Source organism: Halomonas sp. RT37, from assembly GCF_040070525.1.
GTDB classification, from domain to species: Bacteria; Pseudomonadota; Gammaproteobacteria; order Pseudomonadales; family Halomonadaceae; genus Halomonas; species Halomonas litopenaei.
On the sequence record NZ_CP098827.1, the window covers coordinates 4,243,495 to 4,266,284 of the forward strand.

At 63.9% G+C, this 22,790-nt stretch carries 20 protein-coding genes; 3 read left to right on the forward strand and 17 right to left on the reverse strand.

Annotated elements, in window-relative coordinates; translation table 11 throughout:
* Positions 1-115 precede the first annotated feature (115 nt).
* The 3 genes from clpB to rluD form a co-directional block, all read right to left on the reverse strand.
* Complete coding sequence (gene clpB, locus NFG58_RS18385) at positions 116-2,698, reverse strand: ATP-dependent chaperone ClpB (RefSeq protein WP_348827144.1); 2,583 nt, start codon at positions 2,696-2,698, stop codon at positions 116-118.
* A 160-nt stretch (positions 2,699-2,858) separates the two neighbouring features.
* A complete protein-coding gene (pgeF, locus tag NFG58_RS18390; protein ID WP_045994252.1) occupies positions 2,859-3,614 on the reverse strand; it encodes a peptidoglycan editing factor PgeF in 756 nt (251 codons plus the stop codon).
* Positions 3,611-4,570, reverse strand: a complete 960-nt coding sequence (gene rluD, locus NFG58_RS18395; protein WP_045994251.1) for a 23S rRNA pseudouridine(1911/1915/1917) synthase RluD — start codon at positions 4,568-4,570, stop codon at positions 3,611-3,613. Before rluD ends, pgeF begins: the two co-directional genes overlap by 4 nt.
* 165 nt (positions 4,571-4,735) lie before the next feature.
* Here rluD and NFG58_RS18400 point away from each other — a divergent pair, with 165 nt between their 5' ends.
* A complete protein-coding gene (locus tag NFG58_RS18400) occupies positions 4,736-5,554 on the forward strand; it encodes an outer membrane protein assembly factor BamD (RefSeq protein WP_045994250.1) in 819 nt (272 codons plus the stop codon).
* Positions 5,555-5,807: 253 nt separating this feature from the next.
* Here the strand turns inward: NFG58_RS18400 and NFG58_RS18405 are convergent, their stop codons facing one another.
* From NFG58_RS18405 to NFG58_RS18415, 3 genes are all read right to left on the reverse strand, one after another.
* Complete coding sequence (locus NFG58_RS18405) at positions 5,808-7,574, reverse strand: hypothetical protein (protein ID WP_348827145.1); 1,767 nt, start codon at positions 7,572-7,574, stop codon at positions 5,808-5,810.
* A 97-nt stretch (positions 7,575-7,671) separates the two neighbouring features.
* A complete protein-coding gene (locus NFG58_RS18410) occupies positions 7,672-8,997 on the reverse strand; it encodes a sugar ABC transporter substrate-binding protein (RefSeq protein ID WP_348827146.1) in 1,326 nt (441 codons plus the stop codon).
* Between the two features lie 715 nt (positions 8,998-9,712).
* Positions 9,713-11,344, reverse strand: a complete 1,632-nt coding sequence (locus NFG58_RS18415; RefSeq protein WP_348827147.1) for an NAD+ synthase — start codon at positions 11,342-11,344, stop codon at positions 9,713-9,715.
* Between the two features lie 98 nt (positions 11,345-11,442).
* Here NFG58_RS18415 and NFG58_RS18420 point away from each other — a divergent pair, with 98 nt between their 5' ends.
* Entirely contained in the window at positions 11,443-11,739 is a 297-nt protein-coding gene (locus NFG58_RS18420; protein ID WP_108133534.1) for a PP0621 family protein, read from the forward strand.
* A 93-nt stretch (positions 11,740-11,832) separates the two neighbouring features.
* On the opposite strand, the gene thiO is transcribed toward NFG58_RS18420, so the two are convergent.
* Positions 11,833-12,939, reverse strand: coding sequence for a glycine oxidase ThiO (thiO, locus tag NFG58_RS18425; protein ID WP_348827148.1), 1,107 nt, complete (start codon positions 12,937-12,939; stop codon positions 11,833-11,835).
* An 87-nt stretch (positions 12,940-13,026) separates the two neighbouring features.
* Here thiO and NFG58_RS18430 point away from each other — a divergent pair, with 87 nt between their 5' ends.
* A complete protein-coding gene (locus NFG58_RS18430) occupies positions 13,027-13,644 on the forward strand; it encodes a GspH/FimT family pseudopilin (RefSeq protein ID WP_348827149.1) in 618 nt (205 codons plus the stop codon).
* Here the strand turns inward: NFG58_RS18430 and NFG58_RS18435 are convergent.
* The 10 genes from NFG58_RS18435 to ribF form a co-directional block, all read right to left on the reverse strand.
* The gene (locus NFG58_RS18435; protein ID WP_348827150.1) at positions 13,641-14,663 is read right to left on the reverse strand and encodes a PilX N-terminal domain-containing pilus assembly protein; all 1,023 of its coding nucleotides are present in this window, start codon (positions 14,661-14,663) and stop codon (positions 13,641-13,643) included. The two genes, NFG58_RS18430 and NFG58_RS18435, sit on opposite strands and share 4 nt — an antisense overlap.
* On the reverse strand, positions 14,660-15,142 hold the full coding sequence (locus tag NFG58_RS18440) for a prepilin-type N-terminal cleavage/methylation domain-containing protein (protein ID WP_348827151.1): 483 nt from the start codon (positions 15,140-15,142) through the stop codon (positions 14,660-14,662). The genes NFG58_RS18435 and NFG58_RS18440 overlap by 4 nt, the downstream gene beginning before the upstream one ends.
* Positions 15,139-15,558, reverse strand: a complete 420-nt coding sequence (gene pilV, locus NFG58_RS18445; RefSeq protein ID WP_315901180.1) for a type IV pilus modification protein PilV — start codon at positions 15,556-15,558, stop codon at positions 15,139-15,141. Before pilV ends, NFG58_RS18440 begins: the two co-directional genes overlap by 4 nt.
* Positions 15,555-16,064: a GspH/FimT family pseudopilin gene (locus NFG58_RS18450; protein ID WP_348827152.1), complete on the reverse strand. Its 510-nt coding sequence runs from the start codon at positions 16,062-16,064 to the stop codon at positions 15,555-15,557. Before NFG58_RS18450 ends, pilV begins: the two co-directional genes overlap by 4 nt.
* Positions 16,051-16,425, reverse strand: coding sequence for a type IV pilin protein (locus NFG58_RS18455; RefSeq protein WP_348827153.1), 375 nt, complete (start codon positions 16,423-16,425; stop codon positions 16,051-16,053). Before NFG58_RS18455 ends, NFG58_RS18450 begins: the two co-directional genes overlap by 14 nt.
* 339 nt (positions 16,426-16,764) lie before the next feature.
* Positions 16,765-17,718 carry a 4-hydroxy-3-methylbut-2-enyl diphosphate reductase gene (gene ispH / locus NFG58_RS18460; protein WP_185696479.1) on the reverse strand — a complete coding sequence of 318 codons (954 nt, stop codon included), beginning with the start codon at positions 17,716-17,718 and terminating at the stop codon, positions 16,765-16,767.
* Between the two features lie 101 nt (positions 17,719-17,819).
* The gene (fkpB, locus tag NFG58_RS18465; RefSeq protein ID WP_045994447.1) at positions 17,820-18,266 is read right to left on the reverse strand and encodes an FKBP-type peptidyl-prolyl cis-trans isomerase; all 447 of its coding nucleotides are present in this window, start codon (positions 18,264-18,266) and stop codon (positions 17,820-17,822) included.
* Positions 18,267-18,328: 62 nt separating this feature from the next.
* Positions 18,329-18,835 (reverse strand): signal peptidase II, encoded by a 507-nt coding sequence (gene lspA / locus NFG58_RS18470; RefSeq protein WP_231498700.1) that lies wholly within the window; start codon positions 18,833-18,835, stop codon positions 18,329-18,331.
* Between the two features lie 37 nt (positions 18,836-18,872).
* A complete protein-coding gene (ileS, locus tag NFG58_RS18475) occupies positions 18,873-21,719 on the reverse strand; it encodes an isoleucine--tRNA ligase (protein WP_348827154.1) in 2,847 nt (948 codons plus the stop codon).
* Between the two features lie 10 nt (positions 21,720-21,729).
* Positions 21,730-22,782, reverse strand: coding sequence for a bifunctional riboflavin kinase/FAD synthetase (gene ribF / locus NFG58_RS18480; protein ID WP_348827155.1), 1,053 nt, complete (start codon positions 22,780-22,782; stop codon positions 21,730-21,732).
* Between the last annotated feature and the right edge of the window lie 8 nt (positions 22,783-22,790).

The window sequence follows — 22,790 nt, forward strand, 5'->3', positions numbered from 1 at the left end:
CGATTAACCATTTGCTTGAGAATGGGTATTCGAATTACCCATCATGCACGAATGCCAGCCGAAGGCATCAGGCCCCTCCTCGATGAAGGGGCCTTCTTGCGTGATCGACCCGTGGTCAGCGGTCGAAACGTAACTGACCATCGTCGGCGACCACGCGGATCACGTCGCCAGCGCTGAACTTGCCGGCCAGCAGGTCCTGTGCCAGCGGGTTCTCGATCCGGCTCTGCAGGGCGCGCTTGAGCGGACGAGCACCATAGACCGGGTCGAAGCCGACCACCGCCAACAGCGCCAACGCCTCGTCGGAGACCGTGAGCCCGAGATCGTGTTCTGCCAGCCGCGTGCGCAGACGTTCAAGCTGGATGCCGGCGATCGCCTGGATCTGATCCTGACCGAGGGCGTGGAACACCACCACTTCATCGATGCGGTTGATCAACTCAGGACGGAAGTGGCTTCCGACCACCTCCATCACCGTCTGACGCATGCTGTCGTAGTCGGCGTCGTCACCACCGAACTGCTGGATGATGTCGGACGCCAGGTTGGAGGTCATCACGATGACGGTGTTGCGGAAATCCACCGTGCGCCCCTGGCCGTCGGTCAGGCGACCATCCTCCAGCACCTGCAACAGGATGTTGAAGACGTCCGGGTGGGCCTTCTCCACCTCGTCGAGCAGCAGCACCGAATAGGGTTTGCGGCGCACCGCTTCGGTCAGGTAGCCGCCTTCTTCATAGCCGACATAGCCGGGAGGCGCGCCGATCAACCGCGCCACCGAGTGCTTCTCCATGAACTCGGACATGTCGATGCGCACCATGGCTTCCTCGGTGTCGAACAGGAAGTTGGCCAGCGACTTGCACAGTTCGGTCTTGCCCACCCCGGTCGGGCCGAGAAACAGGAAGGAGCCGTTGGGCCGGTTGGGGTCGGCCAAGCCCGCGCGGGAGCGCCGCACCGCGTTGGCCACGGCGGTAACCGCCTCGTCCTGACCGATGACCCGCTGGTGCAGGGCCTCCTCCATGCGCAGGAGCTTGTCGCGCTCGCCCTCGAGCATCTTGGCCACCGGAATGCCGGTCCAGCGTGACACCACCTCGGCGATTTCCTCCTCGGTGACGTTGGAGCGCAAAAGCTTGTGGTGACGAGTGTCCGCCTCGGCATCGCCGCTCTCGGCAATCTTCTTCTCGAGCTCCGGAATCACCCCGTACTGCAGTTCCGACATCCGCCCCAGGTCGCCCTGGCGGCGAGCCTGCTCCAGGTCGACCCGCGCCCGGTCTAGCTCGTCCTTGAACTGGGCCGCGCCCTGGATGCTGGCCTTCTCGGCCTTCCAGATCTCGTCCAGGTCGGCGTACTCGCGCTCCAGCTCGCCGATCTGTTCCTCAAGGGTATCGAGGCGCTTGCGCGAGGCCTCGTCGGTTTCCTTCTTGAGGTGCTCGCGCTCCATCTTCAACTGGATCAGGCGACGATCCAGACGGTCCATTTCCTCCGGCTTGGAGTCGAGCTCCATGCGAATGCGCGACGACGCCTCGTCGATCAGGTCGATGGCCTTGTCCGGCAGCTGACGATCGGTGATGTAGCGCGTCGACAGCTTGGCCGCCGCGATGATCGCGCCGTCGGTAATGTCGACGCCGTGGTGCACCTCGTAGCGCTCCTTGAGGCCACGCAGGATCGCCACCGTGTCTTCCTCGCTGGGCTCGTCCACCTGCACCTTCTGGAAGCGCCGCTCCAGCGCCGCATCCTTCTCGATGTACTTGCGGTACTCGTCCAGGGTAGTGGCACCGACACAGTGCAGCTCACCCCGGGCCAGCGCCGGCTTGAGCATGTTGCCGGCGTCCATGGCGCCCTCGGCCTTGCCCGCACCGACCATGGTGTGCAATTCGTCGATGAACAGGATGACCCGCCCTTCTTCCTGGGACAGCTCGTTGAGCACCGCCTTCAGGCGCTCCTCGAATTCACCGCGGAACTTGGCCCCGGCCAGCAGCGAGCCCATGTCCAGCGACAGCACGCGCTTGTCCTTGAGCCCCTCGGGCACCTCGCCGTTGATGATGCGGCTGGCCAGCCCCTCGACAATGGCGGTCTTGCCGACGCCAGGCTCGCCGATCAGCACCGGGTTGTTCTTGGTGCGCCGCTGCAGCACCTGGATGGTGCGACGGATCTCGTCGTCACGCCCGATCACCGGATCCAGCTTGCCGTCGGCGGCCCGCTGGGTCAGATCCAGGGTGTACTTCTCCAGCGCCTCGCGGCTGTCCTCGGCGTTGGCGTCATCCACCTTCTGGCCACCGCGCACGCTATCGATGGCGCCCTCCAGCGACTTGCGCGCAAGGCCAGCCTGGGTCAACGCCTTAGCCACGGCATGCTTCATGGCGATTGCCGCCAGCAGTACCAGTTCACTGGCGATGTATTGATCGCCACGCTTCTGGGCCTCGGCATCGGTGAGGTTGAACAGCTTGATCAGATCCCGGGACGGCTGCACTTCGCCGTCGAACTGGGCGACCTGGGGCAGATCGTCGATCTGGCCCGCCAGGGCGTCACGCAGCCGACCGGCGTCGCCCCCCGCCTTCTGTACCAGCGCCTTGACGCCGGTGTCGCGGTTGTCGAGCAGCGCCAGCAGCAGGTGCGCAGGTTCCATCTGATTGTGCCCACGCCCCACGGCGAGGGACTGGGCGTCGGCGATAGCCTCCTGCAGCTTGGCGGTAAACTTGTCAAAACGCATCGATATCTCCTTTCGGGATGGCGATGCGTTCGGACGCACCGCTTGACCCTGTCAATGTGACTTGACAGAGATATGGCGGTGCTTTAGGGACGTTTCAAGTCTAGTGAAGCAGTTTCACGTCTAGAGGGGAGTCTCGGGAAAAGTGCGACGTCGGTCCGTTCTATCGCAGCCAGATCACGCTGGCCATGCGCCCGGTGACGCCGTCGTCACGACGATGGGAATAGAAGCGTGATTCACAGGCGGTGCAGAAGTGGCCGCCGCTGACGTGGGAGACGCCAAGACGTTCAAGCCGCAGACGCGCCAGCTTGTAAAGGTCCGCCATATAGTGCCCCAGGCGATAGGGGCTCGGTTCAAAGGCGCTGGCCGCCTCGGGGTGCACGCCGCAGAAGGCCTCACGCACCTCGGGTCCGACCTCGAACTGAGCGTTGGAGATCGCCGGCCCCAACCAGGCCATCAGTTCCCCAGGCGCAGTGCCCAGGGAGGCCACGGTAGCCTCCAGCACGCCACCGGCCAGGCTGCGCCAGCCAGCGTGGGCCAGCGCCACGCGCTCCCCGCCACGGTCACAGAAGAACACTGGCAGACAGTCCGCCGTCAGTATCACGCAGGCGTAGTCACGGGTGGTCGCCACCGAGGCATCGGCCTTGGGTATGGTGTCACTGAAGCCATGCTGGACGCTGGCGCCGTGGACCTGATCGAGCCACAGCAGCGGACGCTCATCGCCCAGTTCCTTGCTCAACTGGCGCCGACAAAGCTCCACATGTTCCGGCTTGTCGCCGACGTGACTCGCCGGGTTGAAGGCGGCGTAGGGTCCCTGGCTGGGGCCGGTCTCGCGGGTGGTGACGAAGGCACCGACATTGGCCGGAGCAGGCCAGTCGGGCACGATCACGCTGGGGCGAAGGTCGAGGGCATCGATCATTGCATGGTCTCCGCATCGTCACGCAGGAAGTCCAGCAGCATCAGCAGGTCATCCGGCAGCGGCGCCTGGAAGCTGACCTCCTCACCACGACTCGGGTGGACGAAGGCCAGTCGACGCGCGTGCAGCGCCTGGCGCGGAAACTCGCGCAGGATTTCCTTGAGCGTCTGCCCCGCTCCGGGCGGCAGCTTGAGTCGCCCACCGTAAACCGGGTCGCCGATCAACGGAAAGCGTCGGTGCGCCATGTGCACGCGAATCTGGTGAGTACGGCCGGTCTCCAGCTTGCAGCGGACGTGGGTATGGGCACGAAAGCGCTCCACCACCCGATAGTGGGTCACCGCCGACTTGCCCGAGGCGGTAACCGCCTGGCGCTTGCGGTCCTTGGGATGCCGGCCGATCGGCGCATCCACGGTGCCGCCAGAGGTCATCTTGCCCACCACGATGGCGTCATACTCCCGCGACACGCTACGCGCCTGCAGCTGCGCCACCAGGTCAGCGTGGGCGGCCAGGGTCTTGGCCACCACCATCAGCCCGCTGGTGTCCTTGTCGAGGCGATGCACGATACCGGCACGAGGCAAGGTGGCGGCGTCGGGAAAGTGGTGCAGCAAGGCATTGAGCAGGGTCCCGTCGGGGTTGCCCGCAGCGGGGTGAACCACCAGCCCCGGCGGCTTGTTGACCACCAGTACCTGGTCGTCCTCGAACACCACCTCAAGCGGAATATCCTGCGCCTCGAAGCGAGTGTCATCCTCGATGAGGGCCTTGAGCACCAGCCTTTCTCCACCGTGGACCTTGTCCTTGGGCTTGGCCGCAGCCCCATCCAGGGTCAGGGAACCGTCCTTGATCCAACCCTTCAACCGCTCCCGGGAATAGTCGGCAAACAATTCCGCTGCGGCCTGGTCCAGGCGATAGCCTGCCATGTCGAGGGGAATGCGACTGTGGACGTCGAGGGTCTGTGACATGGTTCGGAACACTTCTCTGTGGGGATCGAAGATTGATGGCAACTCGCGCACAAAACACGTGGCCCGCAGCAGGAAGACTGCGTTTCCAGGCAAGGTGCTTTATAGTGGGCGGATCGCGGCCGATTCTACCACGGCCGACCCGGGTTGTTTGACACGAGGACCAAGATGCGCGTTTTCACTACTTCCGCCGCTCGCCTGGGCGCCCTGGTGTTGATGGGCGCGGTACTCGGCGGCTGCGCCAGCAACGACGTCGAGGAAGAGCGCTACGACGGCGCCACCGAACGCCAGCTCTACCAGGAAGGTCGCCAGGCCCTGGAGAACGGCAGCTTTACCACGGCCATGAACCGCCTGGAAGCCATCGACACCCGCTTCCCCTTCGGCGACTACGCCGAACAGGCCCAGCTCGAACTCATCTATACCTACTACGAGATGGATGACTGGGAAGCCGCCCGGGCCGCCGCCAGCCGCTTCATTCGCCTGCACCCCAACCATGCGCAGGTCGACTACGCCTACTACATGCGCGGGCTGGCCGCCTGGCAGGCCGGTCGTTTCAGCCTGGAGTCGCTCAAGGTCATCGATATCTCGGAGCGGGACCTCGGCGCTACCCGAGACGCCTACACCGACTTTACCGACCTGATCACCCGCTATCCGGACAGTCCGTACGCCCCGGACGCGCAACAGCGCATCATCTACCTGCGCAACCTGCTGGCCCAGCAAGAGCTGCATGTGGCCGACTTCTACCTGCGCAAGAAGGCCTACATGGCCGCCGTGCAGCGGGGTCGCTGGGTGTTGGAGAACTACCCCCAGGCCGAGGCTACCCGCGACGCCCTGGCGGTGATGGTCGAAGGCTACCTCGGCATGGGCCTGCGTGACCGCGCCAGCGAGACGCTGCAGGTGCTGATCGAGAACGACCCGGACAACGAGCGCCTCAACGGTCGTCGCTTCGAACCCAAGTACGTCGACGGCGCCCCACTGAGCGCCTGAACGACCGCAAGGCAGGCGGTGCCGTGAGGTTGCCGGCTGGCCAAAGAAAGGAGAAGGGGCCGCCCATGGGCGGCCCCTTCTTGTTGCAGCGCTTGCTGTCATTCGCTCTGCGCTTCGCTTCGTTTCCTTTCTCTTCGTCCAGCTCCCATCTTGACGCTCCAGGGCTGCGATCCACCGTCCTTCCGCCGTCGCTGGCCTGTGGCTGCCCTTGGCGTCCACCGCAGGCCAGGCTCCGGCTATTTTCTGCTTCTACTCAACCTGTCGATGCCTGGGACGGTGTGCCTTCGGGCTCCCAACGCTTGAACTGCTTGGAGCGCTGCAGGCCCCAGTAGGCGAAGACGAAGTAGATAACCGTGCACCAGATGGTGATGTCGTAGAACAGCTCACGATTGACGTAGTACTGATACAGGTCGGGGCTTTCAAACATCACCCGCCAGGCCAGCACCGCTGGCACACCCAGTCCAACGATCCCCCACATCACCTTGATGCCCTTGGATAGCAGTGTCTTGTCCTCCACGCCTTCGCGGTACTTTTCCGCCGCCTTGCGCCGGTGATGTTCGACCACCCGCTCGTTGAACTCCTGCTGGGCCTTTTCCTTCTCTGGATAGGCCTCACAGGCACCGGCCCTTCGCGCCAGCACCACGTAGACCAGGATCGACACAAACCAGGTCGGCAGGAACAGGTAGTAGAACGGCATCACGTCGAGGACATTGAGCCCAAAACCGAAGATCAGCGAGATACCCCAGCTGGCGATCGCCGGCCGGTTGTCGGCAAGGCCCTTGAAGTTGGCCCAGTAGCGGGTCATGCCGAGCCGCGGGAACAGCTGGTACTCAGCAAAGGCGATGCCGCCCACCGGCACCAGGATCAGGCCAGCGTAAGTCAGCAGTGGCAACATGCTGCGGTAGACGAAGGGGAAACAGCTCGCGCCCATCACCCCGAGCCCCACCAGCATGGTCACCTTCCAGCGCTTGACCTCGGGCATCAGCGCCTGGGCGGCCAGACCGGCGCGGTACAGGTTGGAATTCGCCGTGGTCCAGCCGGCCACGATCACGATCACGAAGCCGGACATTCCCAACGCGTAGAACGCCACATCGCCGGGGTCGACCACCAGGATACTGAGCTTCATGGTGGCGGCGGTGGCCGCCCCCATCAGGCCCGCCGAGATCCAGGCCACATAGTGGCCGAACATCATGCCGGTACTGGTGGCCAGGGCGTAGCGCTTCTTGCGGGCATAGCGCAAAAGCGCCATGTCGATCAGTCCGAAGTGGGCGAAGGTATTGGCGGCCCAGGCGAAGCCGATGACCTCCCACAGCCCGATCCCCGGTTCGCCATCGGCGTTGATGCCGGTGAATACGCTGGCACTGGCGATGGCGACGAAATCCGAAAAACTCGTCAGGGTGGTAAAACCGGTCACCGACTCCGACAGCGCCGGTATCAAGACCATGCCGCCGGCGGTGAACATCACCATCAGCCAGGGTGCACAGATGCTGGCGAACTCGCTCAGGGCGTTGAAGCCGAAGGCCGCGACCAGCACCACGATGGCCCCTACGGCAAAGGCGATGATGACGAAGGCCATGTCGGTGGGATAGGGCGCCACCTGAGGTGGCACATGGAAAAGCACCCGCACCGCGGTGGCAGAGACCGTGATCATGGCCGCCGAGATGGCAGCAAAGATCACCACATTGGCGCCGTTGTAGAGCTTCGCCATGACGTTGCCGGCGATGCGTTCCAGGTAGGCGAAAAGACTGAGCCGGGTGCCGACGGCGATCGGTGCGGTGATCAGGGTAAAACTCAGTATCGCCAGGGTGTTGCCGATGACCAGACCGATCAGAATGTCCCAGATGCCGGCACCGAGGCCGACGAAGGTGGCACCGATCACGAACTCGGTCGCGGCCACGTGTTCTGCGGCATACAGTCCGAGAAAGTGCTTGGCACCGTGCTGCTTGTGGGGCGGAACCGGCAGCTGTTCATCGTCGACGCTGTCTAGAGATTGCTGCGGGTCAAATCCGGATGTCGCCATGGGCGCCTCCTTGTGTGTCACTCATCTCGCTTGCGGGTGAACGTCGCACCTGCGGGATCACCCGTTCCGCCGGCTTCCTTCGAGGAGCCGATCGCCACTACTGCTGAGCAAAGCGTGCCTGCTCGGTCACCTTCTCGGTGACCCACTGAGCATCTTCGATGGCTTCCTCGGCGGAGATGTCTCCGGCCAACGCCTTGGCGAAGCGGTTACCCACCGCCGTACCGATACCCTGAAAAGCGGGGATCGCCACGTACTGAACACCTCGATAGGGCACCGCCTGTACCGTCGGGTCATCCGGATTGGCGCTTCTCAACGATTCCAGCACCAGCTCACTGTAGGGCGCGGCCTCGCGGTAACTCGGATTGTCGTAAAGCGAAGCCCGGGTCCCCGGCGGCACCTGGGACCAGCCCTCTCGCTCGGCCACCAGTTCCTGATAGCCCCGGGAGGTGGCCCAGGCGACAAAGCGCTTGGCCGCCTCGCTCTGCTCGGAACTAGTGGGAATTGCGAGCGCCCAGGCCCACAGCCAATTGCTGCGCTTGTCCAGTCCGTTATCAGGTGCAAGGGCGAACCCCACGCGATCTGCGACCTCGGAGGCCTCGGGATCGGTCACCGCGGATGCGGCCACGGTGGCATCCACCCAGATGCCGCACTTGCCCTGTTGAAACAGCGCGAGATTCTCGTTGTAGCCGTTGTCTTCCGGATTCGGCGGACCGTACTCTCCCAACAAGGTCAGATAGAGATCCAGCGCATCGCGCCAGCCACCTCCCTCGAGCTGTGGCTGCCACTCTTCATCGAACCAGCGACCGCCGAAGGCGTTGGCCATGGCGGTCAACAGGGCCATGTTCTCGCCCCACCCCGGCTTGCCCCGCAGGCAGATGCCGTAGTGTTCATCGGAGCCCGAGAGCTTTTCTGCCGCCTGTGCCAGAAAGTCCCAGCTCGGCGCCCTGGGCATGCTCAGGCCCGCATCCTCGAACAGGTCCGTGCGGTACATGGTGAAGGCGGACTCCGCATAGAAGGGAGCCGCGTAGAGAACATCCTGATAGGACAGCGCCTGGCGCACGGTGGGCAGCAGATCCTCGGGCTGGTAGTCGCCAGGCATGTCGGCGATGGGTACAAGCCAGCCACGCTCCGCCCAGATGGGGGCTTCGTAGGTGCCGATGGTAACGATGTCGAAGCGCCCCCCGGAGGTGGCGATATCGGTGGTGACCTGCTGGCGCAGCGTACTCTCGTCCAACGTCACCCAGTTGAGCTGAATATCGGAATTCCCCGCGACAAAGTCCTCGCTCAGCTCTCGCATCCGCAGCATGTCCCGGTTATCCACCGTGGCAATGGTCAACTCGGCAGCCACGCCATGCTGGGCAAACACCGCCCCACCCCCCATTACCAGCGCACAAGCGGTTTTAACTCGAAAGGACGTCATCATTCGCGCTCCCTCTGCCGGCGTTATAGGTTCCTGTTCTAAAAAACCTTAGCACCATGGCGTCGTCCCAACATTGAAATGTCGCGCTTTATTTACCGGGACATTGGTCTAAACACACCCAGAAACCACTATTAAAAATTAATTTAATTAGGCATATATGATTTCAAAAAACCCATGAAAAACAATGGCAAGGAATAAATCTGCGCCTATCCCCCTGAAAACAACCATACTAGTTCAGCAAGAACTGCGATATCGCCTACACCTCGCACCGCACTCTTCTCCATTACCTTTACGATGCCTATTGGCGCTTCAGTCATGAAGGCTTAAATCATCTCTTCCGACGAATATGCAAAGTGACGTCGATCACCGTGTAAAAACGGCGTACGCATCAAAGAAAATACCATCTAATGGTCGCGGGGCTTTAGGCGCTGTCCGAAAAGTCGACGAGCGAAGGTTAGACAAGGCAAAAATCGGTGAGAAAGCGCAGTTTACGGGGTGTAAATGAGCATTTTGATCCGATTTTTAACGCCGTATTACCGAGCGCAGGCACTTTTCAGACAAGCCCTAGCGAGCGCAACAGAAATCCCGGCCCGGGAAATCATGACCAACGACGGGAAGTGACGTCGCAAACAGCGAAGGGTGGGCATAACATCGCCACCCGCCGAGCCGATCTGGCCCGACGGGTGGGGTACCGACAAGAGGAAAGAAGCAGGTCTCGTCAGAGGCCCGGTTGCCATCCATTGACGATAGGATAACGACGGTCACGGCCGAAGCCGCGCTGGGTCACGCGCACGCCTACCGGTGCCTGGCGGCGCTTGTACTCGCAGCGGTCCACCAGCTTGACCACCTTGTAGACGTCCTCGGCGCTGAAGCCTGCCTCGATGATCGCCTCGGCGCTCATGTCGCCTTCGATGTAGCGCACCAGAATGGCGTCCAGGGTGTCATAGTCCGGCAGCGAGTCGCTGTCCTGCTGGTCCGGCGCCAGTTCCGCCGAGGGCGGACGCTCGATGACACGCTCCGGGATCACCAGGTTCTCGGTGTTGCGCCAGCGCGCCAGGCGATACACCCAGGTCTTGTAGACGTCCTTGATGGCGTTGTAACCACCGACCATGTCACCGTAGAGGGTGGCGTAGCCCACCGCCATCTCGCTCTTGTTGCCGGTGGTCAGGACCATCAGGCCCTTCTTGTTGGACAGCGCCATCAGCAGCACACCGCGACAGCGCGACTGGAGATTCTCCTCGGTGGTATCACGCTCGGTACCCTCGAAGCTCTCGGCCAGGGTGTCCATGAAGGCTTCAACCATGGGCGCGATCGGCATCACTTCATAGCTGACCCCAAGCAGACGGGCCTGCTCGGCTGCGTCTTCCTTGGAAATGTGGGCGGTGTAGTGATACGGCATCATCACCGCATGGACCCGCTGGGGGCCGAGTGCATCCACCGCGATGGCCAGCGACAGGGCCGAATCGATGCCGCCAGACAGCCCCAGCACCACGCCCTTGAACCCACTCTTGTTGACGTAGTCACGCAGACCGGTGACCAGAGCGCTGTAGAGGTCTTCCTCCGGCGCCACGTCCAGATCCACCTCGCCCTGGCGCGGGGTCCACTTGCCCTGCTCCTCGACGAAGTGCACTGGGCTCAGCCAGATATCCCAGTGCGGCGCCTGCACCGCCAGCTTGCCTTCGGCGTCGACACAGCAGGAGCCACCGTCGAACACCAGCTCATCCTGACCGCCGATCTGATTGACATAGACCAGCGGCAGGCCGACGTCACTGGCACGCTGCTCGAGAAGCTCGAGCCGCTCGGCCGGCTTGTTCTGGTGGTAGGGCGAGGCATTGAGGGTTACCAGGATATCGGCACCGGCGTCGCGAGCCTGGCGGACCGGCGCTTCCTGCCAGATATCCTCGCAGATCAGAATCCCGAGCCTGGCGCCCTTGTGTTCCACGACCAGCGGCGTGTCTCCGGGCTGGAAGTAGCGCTGCTCATCGAATACCTGATAGTTGGGCAGGGCCTGCTTGGCGTACTCATCCAGCCACTGGCCGTTGTAGAGCACGCCGGCCATGTTGTGCAGCGCGCCCTCGCGACGGCCGGGATAGCCCACGATGACCATGACGTCGCGGACCATCTTTTCCGCCATGCGGGTACGCGCCTCGCGCAGGCGGGTCTCCATCGACGGCCTCAGCAACAGGTCTTCGGGCGGATACCCGGTCAAGAACAGTTCCGGCAGAACAACCACGTCGGCACCGTGCTCGAGGAAAGCCTCGCGTACGGTCTCGATGGCCCGGTCGGCGTTGCCGGGGATGTCGCCGACCAAGGGGTCGAGCTGCGCCATCACCAGAGTCAGGTCTTGCATGAGCGGAGAAATCTCTCGAGAATCGGGGGGATCAGCCCCCATTGTCCCGCAAGGGCCGCCAACAGGCAAAGGCCGCCTCCAATCCGTGTGGAGTAAGGATGAACCTCTTGATAATCCGCCTTCTGATCTTCGCCGTGGTGTTCTTTGCCGGGCTCAAGCTTTATCGCATGTACCGCGAGTGGAAGTTTGAGCAGCAGGATCAAGGCCCCACCTCCCATGAGGGTGGCAAAATGGTCCGCTGCACCTGGTGCAAGGTACACCTGCCCGAGCAGGACGCCCTGCGCGAAAAGGGCGAGTGGTTCTGCTGCGGTGACCATCGTGACAAGTTCATCACCGAAAGCCGCCAAGGCGACGATGCTGACGGCGATAACGGCGATGACACCCAGGGGCGTTAAACGCCCCGACAGTCACGCCGACGCCCAGTTGACCGACGCCCCGCTGCCCATTGCTACCTCACCCTGCCCCTGCTTCGATCGCCTCACTCCCGGTCAGCTTGGGCGCTCTTCCACACGTCCTTGCAACCGATAGGGCGCGGGATCAATGATGGGCTCTCTTCCCAGTAGTTGATCCACCAGCAGGCGCGTCGAGGCCGGCGCCAGCACCAGCCCATTGCGGTAGTGCCCGGCGTTGACGTGCAGGTTGTCCCAGCTGGGGGCCTGGCCAATATAAGGCACCCCGTCCGGTGATCCGGGCCTCAGTCCGGCCCAGTGGTGCTCGATCTCGCAGTCAGCCAATGCCGGAATGATGGCGGTAGCGCTATGCCATAGTGAGCTGCGGGCGTCGTCGTCGGTGCCCTTGTCGAACCCGGCGTCTTCCAGGGTAGAGCCGGCCAGCACCCGCCCGTCGCTGCGAGGAATCACGTAGCGTCCATCCATCAGCACCACCCGCTCGACCAGTCCGGGTGGTGCCTTGAACAGAATCATCTGACCCTTGACCGGGCGTACCGGCAGATCGAGCCCGGCCATGTCGGCAAGCCCCGCCGACCAGGCGCCGGCACAGATAACCACTTGATCGGCACTGAGGTTGCCCTGGTCGGTGTTCACCACCGCCACCCGCTCCCCTTGCCGCTCGAACCCGGTGACCGTGCATTGCTCGCGCAACGTCACCGACGTCATGTCTTCCAGTCGGGACCTCAGCGCGCGCATCAGACGGGGGTTACGAATGCTGCCCAGGGTCGGCATCCACAGCGCCTCGTCGATATCGCTGCGGGCGTTGGGTTCCTTTCGGCGAATCACTTCAGCGCCTACCCGCGACAGCGGCTTGCCAACCTCCCGCGCCCACTCGAGTGCGCGCGCTTCGTCATCCACCCTCAGGTAGAGAAGCCCTTTCTGACGATACTCCGGGTCGACCCCGGTCTCCTCCAGCAGGCGCAGGGCCAGTTCGGGGTAGGCCCCCTCCGACCAGCTCGCCAGGCGCGATACCGGCGAGCTGTAGCGCCAGGGATAAAGCGGCGAGACGATCCCGCCCCCGGCCCAGGAGGCCTCGCTACCGCAGCCGCCTCGCTCTACCACCGTCACACTGTGACCGGCATCGGCCAATTGCAGTGTCGTCATCAGCCCTATGACGCCGCCGCCAATCACCAGGAAATCACTCAAAGCGCTTCTCCAACGTCTGCTCTCCCTTCTCCGAGCTAGGCTCAAGGAACCCTGAATTCAAACAACAACCACAAGGAAGCGTTCGCCATGGACGACGACGCCCGACGCCCCCGTCATGTCTGCATGTCCCAAGCTTACTGGCACACACCTCACCACCCCGAACCTTACCGCCCCAAGTCTTGCCATCCCGAACCTCATCGAATCGCTTTCCGCCAGTCCGGAACTACCTTGCTGGAGCTGTTGCTGGTGGTGGCTATTGTAGGCCTTCTGACCAGCGTGGCCCTGCCCGGCTACCGGGCAATGGCCGCCCGACAGGATATCGCCAGCGAGCTTTCGCGACTAGAAGGCGCCCTGATGCTGGCCCGGGGCACTGCCATCACCCGGGCAAGACCCGTCACCCTTTGCCCGAGCGACGACGGCATTCACTGCGGCGAGGACTGGAGGGGGAAGCTGTTGATCAAGGCGGGAGCGCCGAGCTGGGAGGGAGCGACACTTCATGTCTTTGCGCCCAGCCGGCTCTCAAGCATCGGCTTTCGCGAGGATGCAAAGCCGGTGCGTTTTCTGGCCAATGGGCGCGCCAGCGGGCATAACGGGACTTTCGATATCTGCGCGCGAGAAAACACGGGCGCTAGGCTGGTACTCAGCAATTTTGGAAGGATCAGAAGTGAAAAGGGTCGGTGTGCTGGACCCTCGTTTCCGCCTTAGTCATCACGATCGATCCAGATTACGCCGCCGTCACCTTCTCCACCTTCATCGGGGCTGATTTCGACCTTGCCATTTATCGTGACGGGACCTTCGGCAACTAGTCTGCCATTGATCGTGAGCCCCCCGCCCCCGCTTATCGCCATAGACCCGGTACTCCAGATGTCTCCATTGAGTTCCACCTGTCCGTGAGGAGCGAGCGTTGGCGCTCCAGAAACAACGATCGAGGTGTCATAGCTCCCAGCTGGGGCTTCGATTGTCACGCTCTGGCTCGGATCGGCAGGATCCACCACGATCACGATCTGATCCGCATCAGGGTAATCCGCTAGATTCAGACTGCCATCAAACCCGTGAGTTCTAGCGTCGCAATAGACGATCCCTTGGTGACTCGCACAGCCATCCGGCCCAAAGTCGGCATCCTCGAAGTCTTTGGCGACCTCATCGATATAGCTGTCTGGACCGTAGTCGTTACCGGGGTGGGCAAGTCCGTTTAGTTGGCAGTTGGCGGGCTGATCCAGCTCAGGATGTGCCACCACAGGCCCCCCCGCATAGACCATGCAATCGTCAGGGATGAGATCGGGCAATTCCAATCCAGAGCTTTCCTTCTCTCGCCCCACCATCAGAAAGTGCCTTGCCAATACCTGCTCACCATCGCTGACCTGCCCCATGATCAGCTGCACGACAACATCCTGTTCTATACAGTCGATATGTCGATAGCCCACTGTGTCGCTATTGGTCAGTGTGTGTACGTCCGACCAATCAGCGGATACGCCGCCCTGTTCCGCTCGGTCTTGAATCTCGGCACACTCCAGTAGCCCGCTCGATTCAGGCGTTTCACTTAGCCTCTCGGCCCCACCCCAATCCGCCGCCATCTGGGCCTGGGCCATGGCGCGCATATTGCCGGCCAGGCGTTCGTCCACCAGCGCCGACTTGACCCCGGCCATGGCCACCACCGAGGCGATCGCTACCAGCGACAGCACCACCAGTAGCGCCGCGCCTCGCTGGCGGGCTTGAGGCTTCACCCGTCGGCCTCCGCCGCGGACACGGCCTGGAGACGATCCACCGCGTGCAGCCGAATCGGTGTCCTGGCGTGGGGCAGGTTCAGGGTGATGCGATAGAGTCCCCCACCCAGATCTTCCAGCACCTGATCGTCCTCGCAGGAACCATCGTAGGCCAGGCCATCGACCAGAGGCTCGCCGCTGTCGACCTTGTGCAGCGTACAGGACTCGCCATCTGGCGCCGGGCGCAGCACGTAATCGCCGGGGGAGGCGTCGCCCCGGCGCACCGCCGCGGTGATGGTATCGAGGGCGTAGCTCAGGACCGCCTGGCGATCGGCCAGGCGCAGCACCTCGCGCGCATTGGCGTTGACCTCCTGAAACAGCGAGCCCGCAGCCAGGATCACCAGGCTGCCGACGACCATGGCCACCATCAGCTCGACCAGCGACACGCCGCGCTGGCGACGCAATGACTTGCACGGGGAAAGGACGCGGTGCGGGCTCATGGTGCTTTCCGAGCGGGCAGCTTGACCCAATACTGAAACAGGCTGGGTTCGGTGAAGCGCTCGTCCTTCCAGCCGATACGCAATTCGAAGGCGCAGTCGTCCCGAGCGATCACCGCCTCATTCAGGGGAATGAGACCGGGAAGGAAATCGGCCCAGTGCTCGCGCCAGTGCTCTCGGGAAAGGCTCTCGGGCACACCTTCAGGACAGTACCCGCCATTGGCCACTAGGCTTGCCCACAGCAGTTCCCGTGCATCCTGGGCGGCCAGGTCCGCCAGCGATCTCTGGATACTGGAATGGGCGCTTTGCAAGCTGCGCAACTGCATCCCCGCCACCCCTAAAAGTCCCACCGACAGCAGCACCAGCGCCACCAGTGCCTCGAGCAGGGAAAACCCGGCCTGGGATCGCAGGCTTCTCACGCGGCATCTTCCTCATCGCCGGAACGTACCACGCCGCTTGGCTCCACCGAGACCCAGCGACCCTCGCCTCCTGTCCCGCGAAGCTGCCAACGGCAAGGGCTACCGTAGCTGCAGTCATCCAGGCGCCCCATCAGATCGAAGCTGACCCCACCGGGCGATACCCGGGTGCCGTCCGTGCGCGCCGCCTCATCGACCATCAGTACATCACCATGCGCGGTTGGAGTGGACTGGCAGCCGCCGGCATCCGCGTCTCCCGCCAGCACCTCGAGCCGCCAGCGTCCCGCACAGTCGACCACCAGTACCTTGACCTCCTGGCGTCGGGTCAAGGCGGTGGTGCGTGCCAGGGTCAGTGCGCCGACCAGGCGATTGGTATCCGCCACCAGACGTTCGCCGGCCAGCCAATGGTGCAGGCCAGGCACCGCCACCGCAGCCATCAGGCCGATCACCGCGACGCAGACGACCAGCTCCAGCAGGGTGACCCCGCGCTGGCGGCTACCAGCAGTCATCTGGTGCCCGTTCGCCGGTCTGGTCCATGGTCAGGCTATCGCAGCCTTCCTTCACCGACTGGGCGTCGAGGGCCCTGGCCTCGAGAAAATAGCGCCCTGGGTGGCGTTCCACCGACAGTTGGTAGAAACCGGACTCCGACGGTCGTTCAAGCCCGTCACAGGCAGCGATATCATAGGCCTGGTCACGGCTGTAGCAGCGTTCCAGCGACGAGGCGGTCATCATCAACAGAGCGCGGCCATCGGCGACACGGGTCTCGCGTAGATGCTCGGTGTACATGGGGTAGGCCACCGACGCCAGCAGACCGATGATGGCGATGCACAGCAACAGTTCGATCAGGGTGAAACCGCCCTGACGCTCCATCGGGCCTGGTGACGAAGCCCGTGTCGAAGCGGCACTGACTTTCTGGTCCAGCTCACTGAATCCATGCTCATCCCAGCGCGTCTCTGCGTAAATTGAGCCTCGCGTTTTTCGTATTCCCTGCATCGGGCTTCTCCGGCTCGTTTTCCCTTCGAGTATGTCGCACGTCCGCCATGGACGGCAGGCGCTGGATCAAGGTTGTGTCGCGACACCACGCTTAAGCACAGACTTGAGGCTTTCTCCTACGCCTGAAAACAAGGACGCCACCCTTGGGGGCGGCGTCGAGATGCTGCACTGGAAAAACGAACGGCGGAATGCCTTCACGGCAATCCCCTGGTGGCATCAGTCGCTGACGATGACCCGCTCGCGCAGTTCACGCGGCATCGAGAAGGTGATGGTTTCCTCTCGGCCGGCCAGTTCCTCGGGGGCCTCGGCGCCCAGCTCGGTCAGGCGGTCGATGACCCCCTTGACCAGTACCTCCGGGGCGCTGGCCCCGGCGGTCACGCCGACTGCACCGATATTCGCAAGCCAGGCCGGATCGATCTGCTCGGCACTGTCGATCAGGTAGGCCGGGGTGCCCACTCGCTCGGACAGCTCGCGCAGGCGATTGGAGTTGGAGCTGTTGGGGCTTCCCACCACCAGTACCAGGTCGGAGCCCGCCGCCAGTTCGCGCACCGCGTCCTGGCGGTTCTGGGTGGCGTAGCAGATATCGTCCTTGCGCGGCCCCTGGATGTCGGGGAAGGTGGCGCGCAGGGCATCGATCACCCGAGCGGTATCGTCCATGGACAAGGTGGTCTGGGTGACAAAGGCCAGCCGACTGGGGTCCTTGACCTCCAGACGGGCCACGTCCTTTTCGTCCTCGACCAGGTAGATCTGGCCACCGTGGGAGGTGTCGTAACGCCCCATGGTGCCTTCGACCTCGGGATGCCCTTCATGGCCGATCAGGATGCACTCCTGGCCACGGCGAGCGTAGCGCAGCACTTCCATATGCACCTTGGTCACCAGCGGGCAGGTGGCGTCGAAGACCTTGAGCCCGCGCCGCTCGGCCTCCTCCTGCACCGCCCGGGACACCCCGTGGGCAGAGAAGATCACGATGACGTCATCGGGAACCTCGTGGAGTTCCTCGACGAAGATCGCCCCACGCTCGCGCAGGCTATCGACCACGAAGCGGTTGTGGACCACCTCGTGACGCACGTAAATGGGCGGCCCGAACACGTCCAGCGCGCTGTTGACGATGTCGATGGCCCGGTCGACGCCGGCGCAGAAGCCGCGCGGGTTGGCCAGCTTGATTTGCATGGTTTGCCTTGCCTCGGTGCCGTCTTGGCACCTGGTTGAGCGGATGATTCGCGTGGTCATCACGTACTGCGCCTTACCGGCACACCGGGGACGTGAATCGCCTAGTGGGTGGTGGCGGGCTTGACGCCCAGCACCTCGACCTCAAAGGTCAGGGTGCGCCCGGCCAGCGGATGATTGAAGTCCACTTCCACCATGTCGCCGTCGATCTCGGTGACCACCCCGGGTAATTCGTCGCCGTTGGCATCGGCAAAGGACATCACGGTGCCGACCTCCGGCTCGTCGCCGTTGAACACCTCACGCTTCATGCGCTGGATGTTCTGTGGGTTGTGCTGACCGAAGGCGTGCTCGGGACTGACCTCGAAGCTGCCGCTGTCGCCGTCGGTCATACCCTTCAACGGCTGCTCGAACCCGGGCGGCAGGTTGCCATCGCCCAGTTGAAAGGTCGCCGGGGCCTTGTCCCGGGTGGAGTCCACCACGGTGCCATCTTCCAGCTTGAGGGTGAAGTGAAGGGTGACTTCCATGCCCTCGTCGATACGGTAGTCGCTCATTGGGATCTCCGAAAGAGTGACGGACCGGCAGGGACCGATACGTCGCTGCCGGCAACAGATAATTAGCCGCGCCGGGCGCGGCGGCGCTCGCCGAAGATCGACTCCCAGATCAGGCCGATGGCGCCCAGGGTGATGCCGATATCCGCCACGTTGAACGCCGGGTAGTACCAGCCCGCCGCGTGAAAGGACAGAAAGTCCACCACGTAGCCGTGCACCAGGCGGTCATAGAGGTTGCCCAGGGCGCCGCCGATGATCAGCGCGAGACACGCCCCCAGCAGCTTTTCGTCACGCCGCAGGCGACGCATCCAGATCGTCAGGCCGACGGTGGCCGCCACCGCGATGGCGGCGAACAGCCAGCGCTGCCAACCGGGGTGATCGGCCAGGAAACTGAAGGCCGCCCCGGTATTGTGCAAAAGCGTCAGATTGAAGAACGGCAGCACCTCCACCGGCGTGGCGTAGGTCAGCGTCTGGCTCATCAGTGCCTTGGTGCCCAGATCGAGCACGACCCAGGCCAGCGCCAGCCACCACCAGCGCAGCGGCTGGCGCATCGGTTCTACCTGTGAACTCATGTGCCCGTCACCCTCCTTGGTCGTGGAATCCGTGGCGTCAGGCATAGTGACGCACCTCGCCCGGACCGTCCGGCAGGTTGCTGACGCAGCGCGAACACAGGTCCGGGTGCTCGGGCAGCGAGCCCACATCGGGGCGATGGTGCCAGCAGCGCTCGCACTTGGCGTTGTCGCTGGCGCGCACCGCCACCTTGAGCCCTTCGACGTCGGTCTCGGCGGCATCGACTCCTTGGTCGAGCGGCGCCAGGTGGACCTCGCTGGTCAGCATCACGAAGCGCAGCTCGTCGCCCAGGCGCGAGAGCAGTTCGTCAAGCTCGTCGCTGACGTGCAGGGTCACCTCGGCGGCCAGGCTGCCCTTGATGGTCTTGGCGTTGCGGGCGTCTTCCAGGCACTTGTTGACCGCCTGCTTGACCGTCAGCACCCGCTCCCAGAAGTCACGGCCCATGCTGGCGTCGTCGCTGAGGGTGGACAGGCCTGTGTAGTAGGTCTCCAGCAGCACGCTGCGGCCTTCGGCCAGGCCCTTCTCGCCGGGAATGTTCTCGAAGATCTCCTCGGCGGTGAACGACAGGATCGGCGCGACCCAGCGCACCAGCGCCTGGACCACGTGATAGAGCGCGGTCTGGGCGCTGCGACGGGCCTGGGAGTCGGACTGGGTGGTGTACTGGCGATCCTTGATCACGTCCAGGTAGAAGCCGCCCAGCTCCCGCGCGCAGAAGCCGTGCACCTGCTGGTAGACGTCGAGGAAGCGGTACTCGTCGTAGGCCGTCTCGATGCGTGCCTGAAGTTGCGCGGCGCGGTCCACCACCCACTGGTCCAGCGCCAGCATGTCGTCGAAGGCCAGGGCGTCACGCTCGGGGTCGAAGCCATTCAGGTTCGCCAGCAGGAAGCGCGCGGTGTTGCGGATACGCCGGTAAACGTCGGCGGTGCGCTTGAGGATCTCGTCGGACACCGCCATCTCGCCGGAATAGTCGGTGGAGGCCACCCACAGACGCAGGATATCGGCGCCGAGCTTGTCCATTACCTCCTGCGGGGCCACCACGTTGCCCATGGACTTGGACATCTTGCGGCCCTGGGCGTCGACGGTGAAGCCATGGGTCAACAGGCCCCGGTACGGCGGGTGACCGTCGATGGCGCAGCCGGTCAGCAGCGAGGAGTGGAACCAGCCGCGGTGCTGGTCCGAGCCCTCCAGGTACAGATCGGCACGCGGGCCGCTCTGATGGCCGTGGGGGTGCGAGCCGCGCAGCACGTGGCGGTGGGTGGTGCCGGAGTCGAACCACACGTCCAGGGTATCGGTGACCTTGTCGTACTGACTGGCCTCTTCGCCCAGAAGCTCGGCCGGGTCCAGGCGGAACCAGGCGTCGATGCCGTCGCGGTCGACCAGGTCGGCGACCTTCTCGGTCAGTTCCACGGTCTGCGGGTGCAGCTCGCCGCTTTCCTTATGCAGGAAGAACGGGATCGGCACGCCCCAGTTGCGCTGACGCGAGATGCACCAGTCCGGGCGGTTGGCGATCATGCTGTGCAGCCGCGCCTTGCCCCAGCCCGGGGTGAACTCGGTCGCCTCGATCCCTTCGAGCGCGCTTTCGCGCAGGGTGCGACCGTCATGGCCAGGGATGTCCATGCCGACGAACCACTGGGCGGTGGCCCGGTAGATCACCGGGGTCTTGTGGCGCCAGCAGTGCATGTAGCTGTGGGTGATGGTCTTGTGAGCCATCAGCGCGCCGGCCTCGGACAGTGCCTCGACGATCTTGGGATTGGCCTTCCAGATCAGCATGCCACCGAACAGCGGCAGGTCGTCGACGTAGACGCCGTCGCCCTTGACCACGCTGATGAAGTCACTGAAGTCCATGCCGTAGCGGCGGCAGGAGTCAAAGTCATCGACGCCATGAACCGGCGCCGAGTGGACGATGCCGGTGCTGCCCTCGTCGCTGGTCACGTAGTCGGCGAGATACATCGGCGCGGTACGGTCATACAGCGGATGATGGAACTCGATCAGCTCCAGCCGTTCGCCACGCGCTGTGGCGATGACCTCACCGCTCAGGCCGAAGCGCTCGAGGCAGCTCTCGACCAGTTCCTCGGCCAGCAGCAACAGCCGCTCGCCGGTGTCGACCAGGGCGTAGTTGAACTCCGGATGGACGTTCAGCGCCTGGTTGGCCGGGATGGTCCAGGGGGTGGTGGTCCAGATGACCACCGCCGCCGGCTTGGGCAGGCTGTCCAGCCCGAAGGCGGCGGCCAGCTTGGCGTCGTCTGCGCAGGTGAAGGCCACATCGATGGCGTCGGACTTCTTGTCGGCGTACTCGACCTCGGCCTCGGCCAGGGCCGAACCACAGTCGAAGCACCAGTTGACCGGCTTGAGTCCCTTGAACACGTAGCCGCCCTTGACCATGTCGGCCAGGGCGCGGATCTCGCCGCCCTCGTTGGCGTACTCCATGGAGCGGTAGGGATTGTCCCAGTCGCCGACCACGCCCAGACGCACGAAGTCCTGAAGCTGGCCCTTGACCTGCTCGTCGGCGTACTCGCGACACAGCGCCCGGGCCTTTTCAGGCTCCAGGTGCTTGCCATGAGTGGTCTCCACCTTGTGCTCGATGGGCAGACCGTGACAGTCCCAGCCCGGCACGTAGGGTGCATCGAAGCCGGCCAGGTTCTTCGACTTGACGATGATGTCCTTGAGGATCTTGTTGACGGCGTGACCGATGTGAATGCTGCCGTTGGCGTAGGGAGGGCCATCGTGCAGCACGAAGACCTCCTGGCCCTGGCGTGCTTCGCGCAAGCGCTGGTAAATGTCCAGCTTCTGCCACTGCTCGACCCGCGCCGGCTCGCGCTTGGGGAGCATGCCGCGCATGGGGAATTCGGTTTCTGGCAGATTCAGAGTGTGCTTGTAGTCGCTCATAGTCCTGGGGTCAGCCGTCGTCATGATCGGCGGGGGCCTGCCCCGCCGGGGAATCCTGGGTTGCGGCTTCGCGCGCACGTGGCGCCGATGCCAGAGGATAGGGTCGTGGGCCGTCAGGGTCCCGGGCAAACACTGCTCGCGCCCGGTCGATGTCGGCATATATCTGGGTCTTCAGCGCGGCGAAGTCCGCGAAGGTCTCTTCACCGCGCAGCTTGGCGCAGGGCACCACCGTCAGGCGTTTGCCATACAGATCCGCCCGCATGTCCAGCAGGTGCGCCTCCAGCACCGGACGCGGCGACCCTACCGTGGGCCGCCAGCCGATATTGACCACCGCAGGATGACGCTGGGTCGCCTCGCCATCGCTGCCGTCGTGGATCTCCACCGTCGCCGCGTAGACACCGCGCAGCACCAGCGGGCCCGGCAGCAGCGGCAGGTTGGCGGTGGGCACGCCGATGGTGCGCCCGCGCTGCTGGTCACGCACCACCCGGCCGCTGACGCGGTAAGGCCGGCCCAGCAGGCGCGCCGCCGCCTCGAAGTTGCCACAGGCCAGCAGGGTGCGCACCCGTGTGCTCGACACTCGATCATCGTCGATGCGAAAGGTCAGGGTGTGTTCGACGCTGAAACCGCTGCTGCGGCCGGCTTCGGTCAGCAGGGCAAAATCACCGCGACGATCGCAGCCGAAGCGGAAGTCGTCGCCCACCACCAGATGGCGTACGCCGAGCCCTTCCAGCAACACCCGTTCGATGAATTCTGCCGCCGTCAGCTGGCGCAGCGATTCATTGAACGGCAGACACAGCACCCGATCGACGCCGCACTCCTTGAGCAGGCCGACCTTGTCGCGCAACCGCGTCAGGCGCGGTGGCGCCTGGTCGCCGGCAAAGTACTCGCGCGGCTGGGGTTCGAACACCACCACGGTCACCGGCAGTCCGCTGCGCGCCGCCTCGGCGTGGCACTGCTCAAGGATCGCCCGATGGCCCAGGTGCACCCCATCGAAGTTGCCGATGGTCGCCACCGTGCCACGGTGCTCCTCGCGCAGATTGTGCAGGCCTCGAATTACTTCCATGAGTCGGG

Excerpts from the sequence above, each read along its gene's own strand:
- NFG58_RS18400 (WP_045994250.1), top strand. The coding sequence starts at position 4,736 with ATGCGCGTTTTCACTACTTCCGCCGCTCGCCTGGGCGCCCTGGTGTTG.
- lspA (WP_231498700.1), bottom strand. The coding sequence starts at position 18,835 with ATGAGTTCACAGGTAGAACCGATGCGCCAGCCGCTGCGCTGGTGGTGG.
- fkpB (WP_045994447.1), bottom strand. The coding sequence starts at position 18,266 with ATGAGCGACTACCGTATCGACGAGGGCATGGAAGTCACCCTTCACTTC.
- ribF (WP_348827155.1), bottom strand. The coding sequence starts at position 22,782 with ATGGAAGTAATTCGAGGCCTGCACAATCTGCGCGAGGAGCACCGTGGC.
- clpB (WP_348827144.1), bottom strand. The coding sequence starts at position 2,698 with ATGCGTTTTGACAAGTTTACCGCCAAGCTGCAGGAGGCTATCGCCGAC.
- NFG58_RS18410 (WP_348827146.1), bottom strand. The coding sequence starts at position 8,997 with ATGATGACGTCCTTTCGAGTTAAAACCGCTTGTGCGCTGGTAATGGGG.
- rluD (WP_045994251.1), bottom strand. The coding sequence starts at position 4,570 with ATGTCACAGACCCTCGACGTCCACAGTCGCATTCCCCTCGACATGGCA.
- NFG58_RS18420 (WP_108133534.1), top strand. The coding sequence starts at position 11,443 with ATGAACCTCTTGATAATCCGCCTTCTGATCTTCGCCGTGGTGTTCTTT.
- NFG58_RS18455 (WP_348827153.1), bottom strand. The coding sequence starts at position 16,425 with ATGGAGCGTCAGGGCGGTTTCACCCTGATCGAACTGTTGCTGTGCATC.
- NFG58_RS18415 (WP_348827147.1), bottom strand. The coding sequence starts at position 11,344 with ATGCAAGACCTGACTCTGGTGATGGCGCAGCTCGACCCCTTGGTCGGC.
- ispH (WP_185696479.1), bottom strand. The coding sequence starts at position 17,718 with ATGCAAATCAAGCTGGCCAACCCGCGCGGCTTCTGCGCCGGCGTCGAC.
- NFG58_RS18450 (WP_348827152.1), bottom strand. The coding sequence starts at position 16,064 with ATGACTGCTGGTAGCCGCCAGCGCGGGGTCACCCTGCTGGAGCTGGTC.
- NFG58_RS18430 (WP_348827149.1), top strand. The coding sequence starts at position 13,027 with ATGGACGACGACGCCCGACGCCCCCGTCATGTCTGCATGTCCCAAGCT.
- pgeF (WP_045994252.1), bottom strand. The coding sequence starts at position 3,614 with ATGATCGATGCCCTCGACCTTCGCCCCAGCGTGATCGTGCCCGACTGG.
- ileS (WP_348827154.1), bottom strand. The coding sequence starts at position 21,719 with ATGAGCGACTACAAGCACACTCTGAATCTGCCAGAAACCGAATTCCCC.
- NFG58_RS18440 (WP_348827151.1), bottom strand. The coding sequence starts at position 15,142 with ATGAGCCCGCACCGCGTCCTTTCCCCGTGCAAGTCATTGCGTCGCCAG.
- NFG58_RS18405 (WP_348827145.1), bottom strand. The coding sequence starts at position 7,574 with ATGGCGACATCCGGATTTGACCCGCAGCAATCTCTAGACAGCGTCGAC.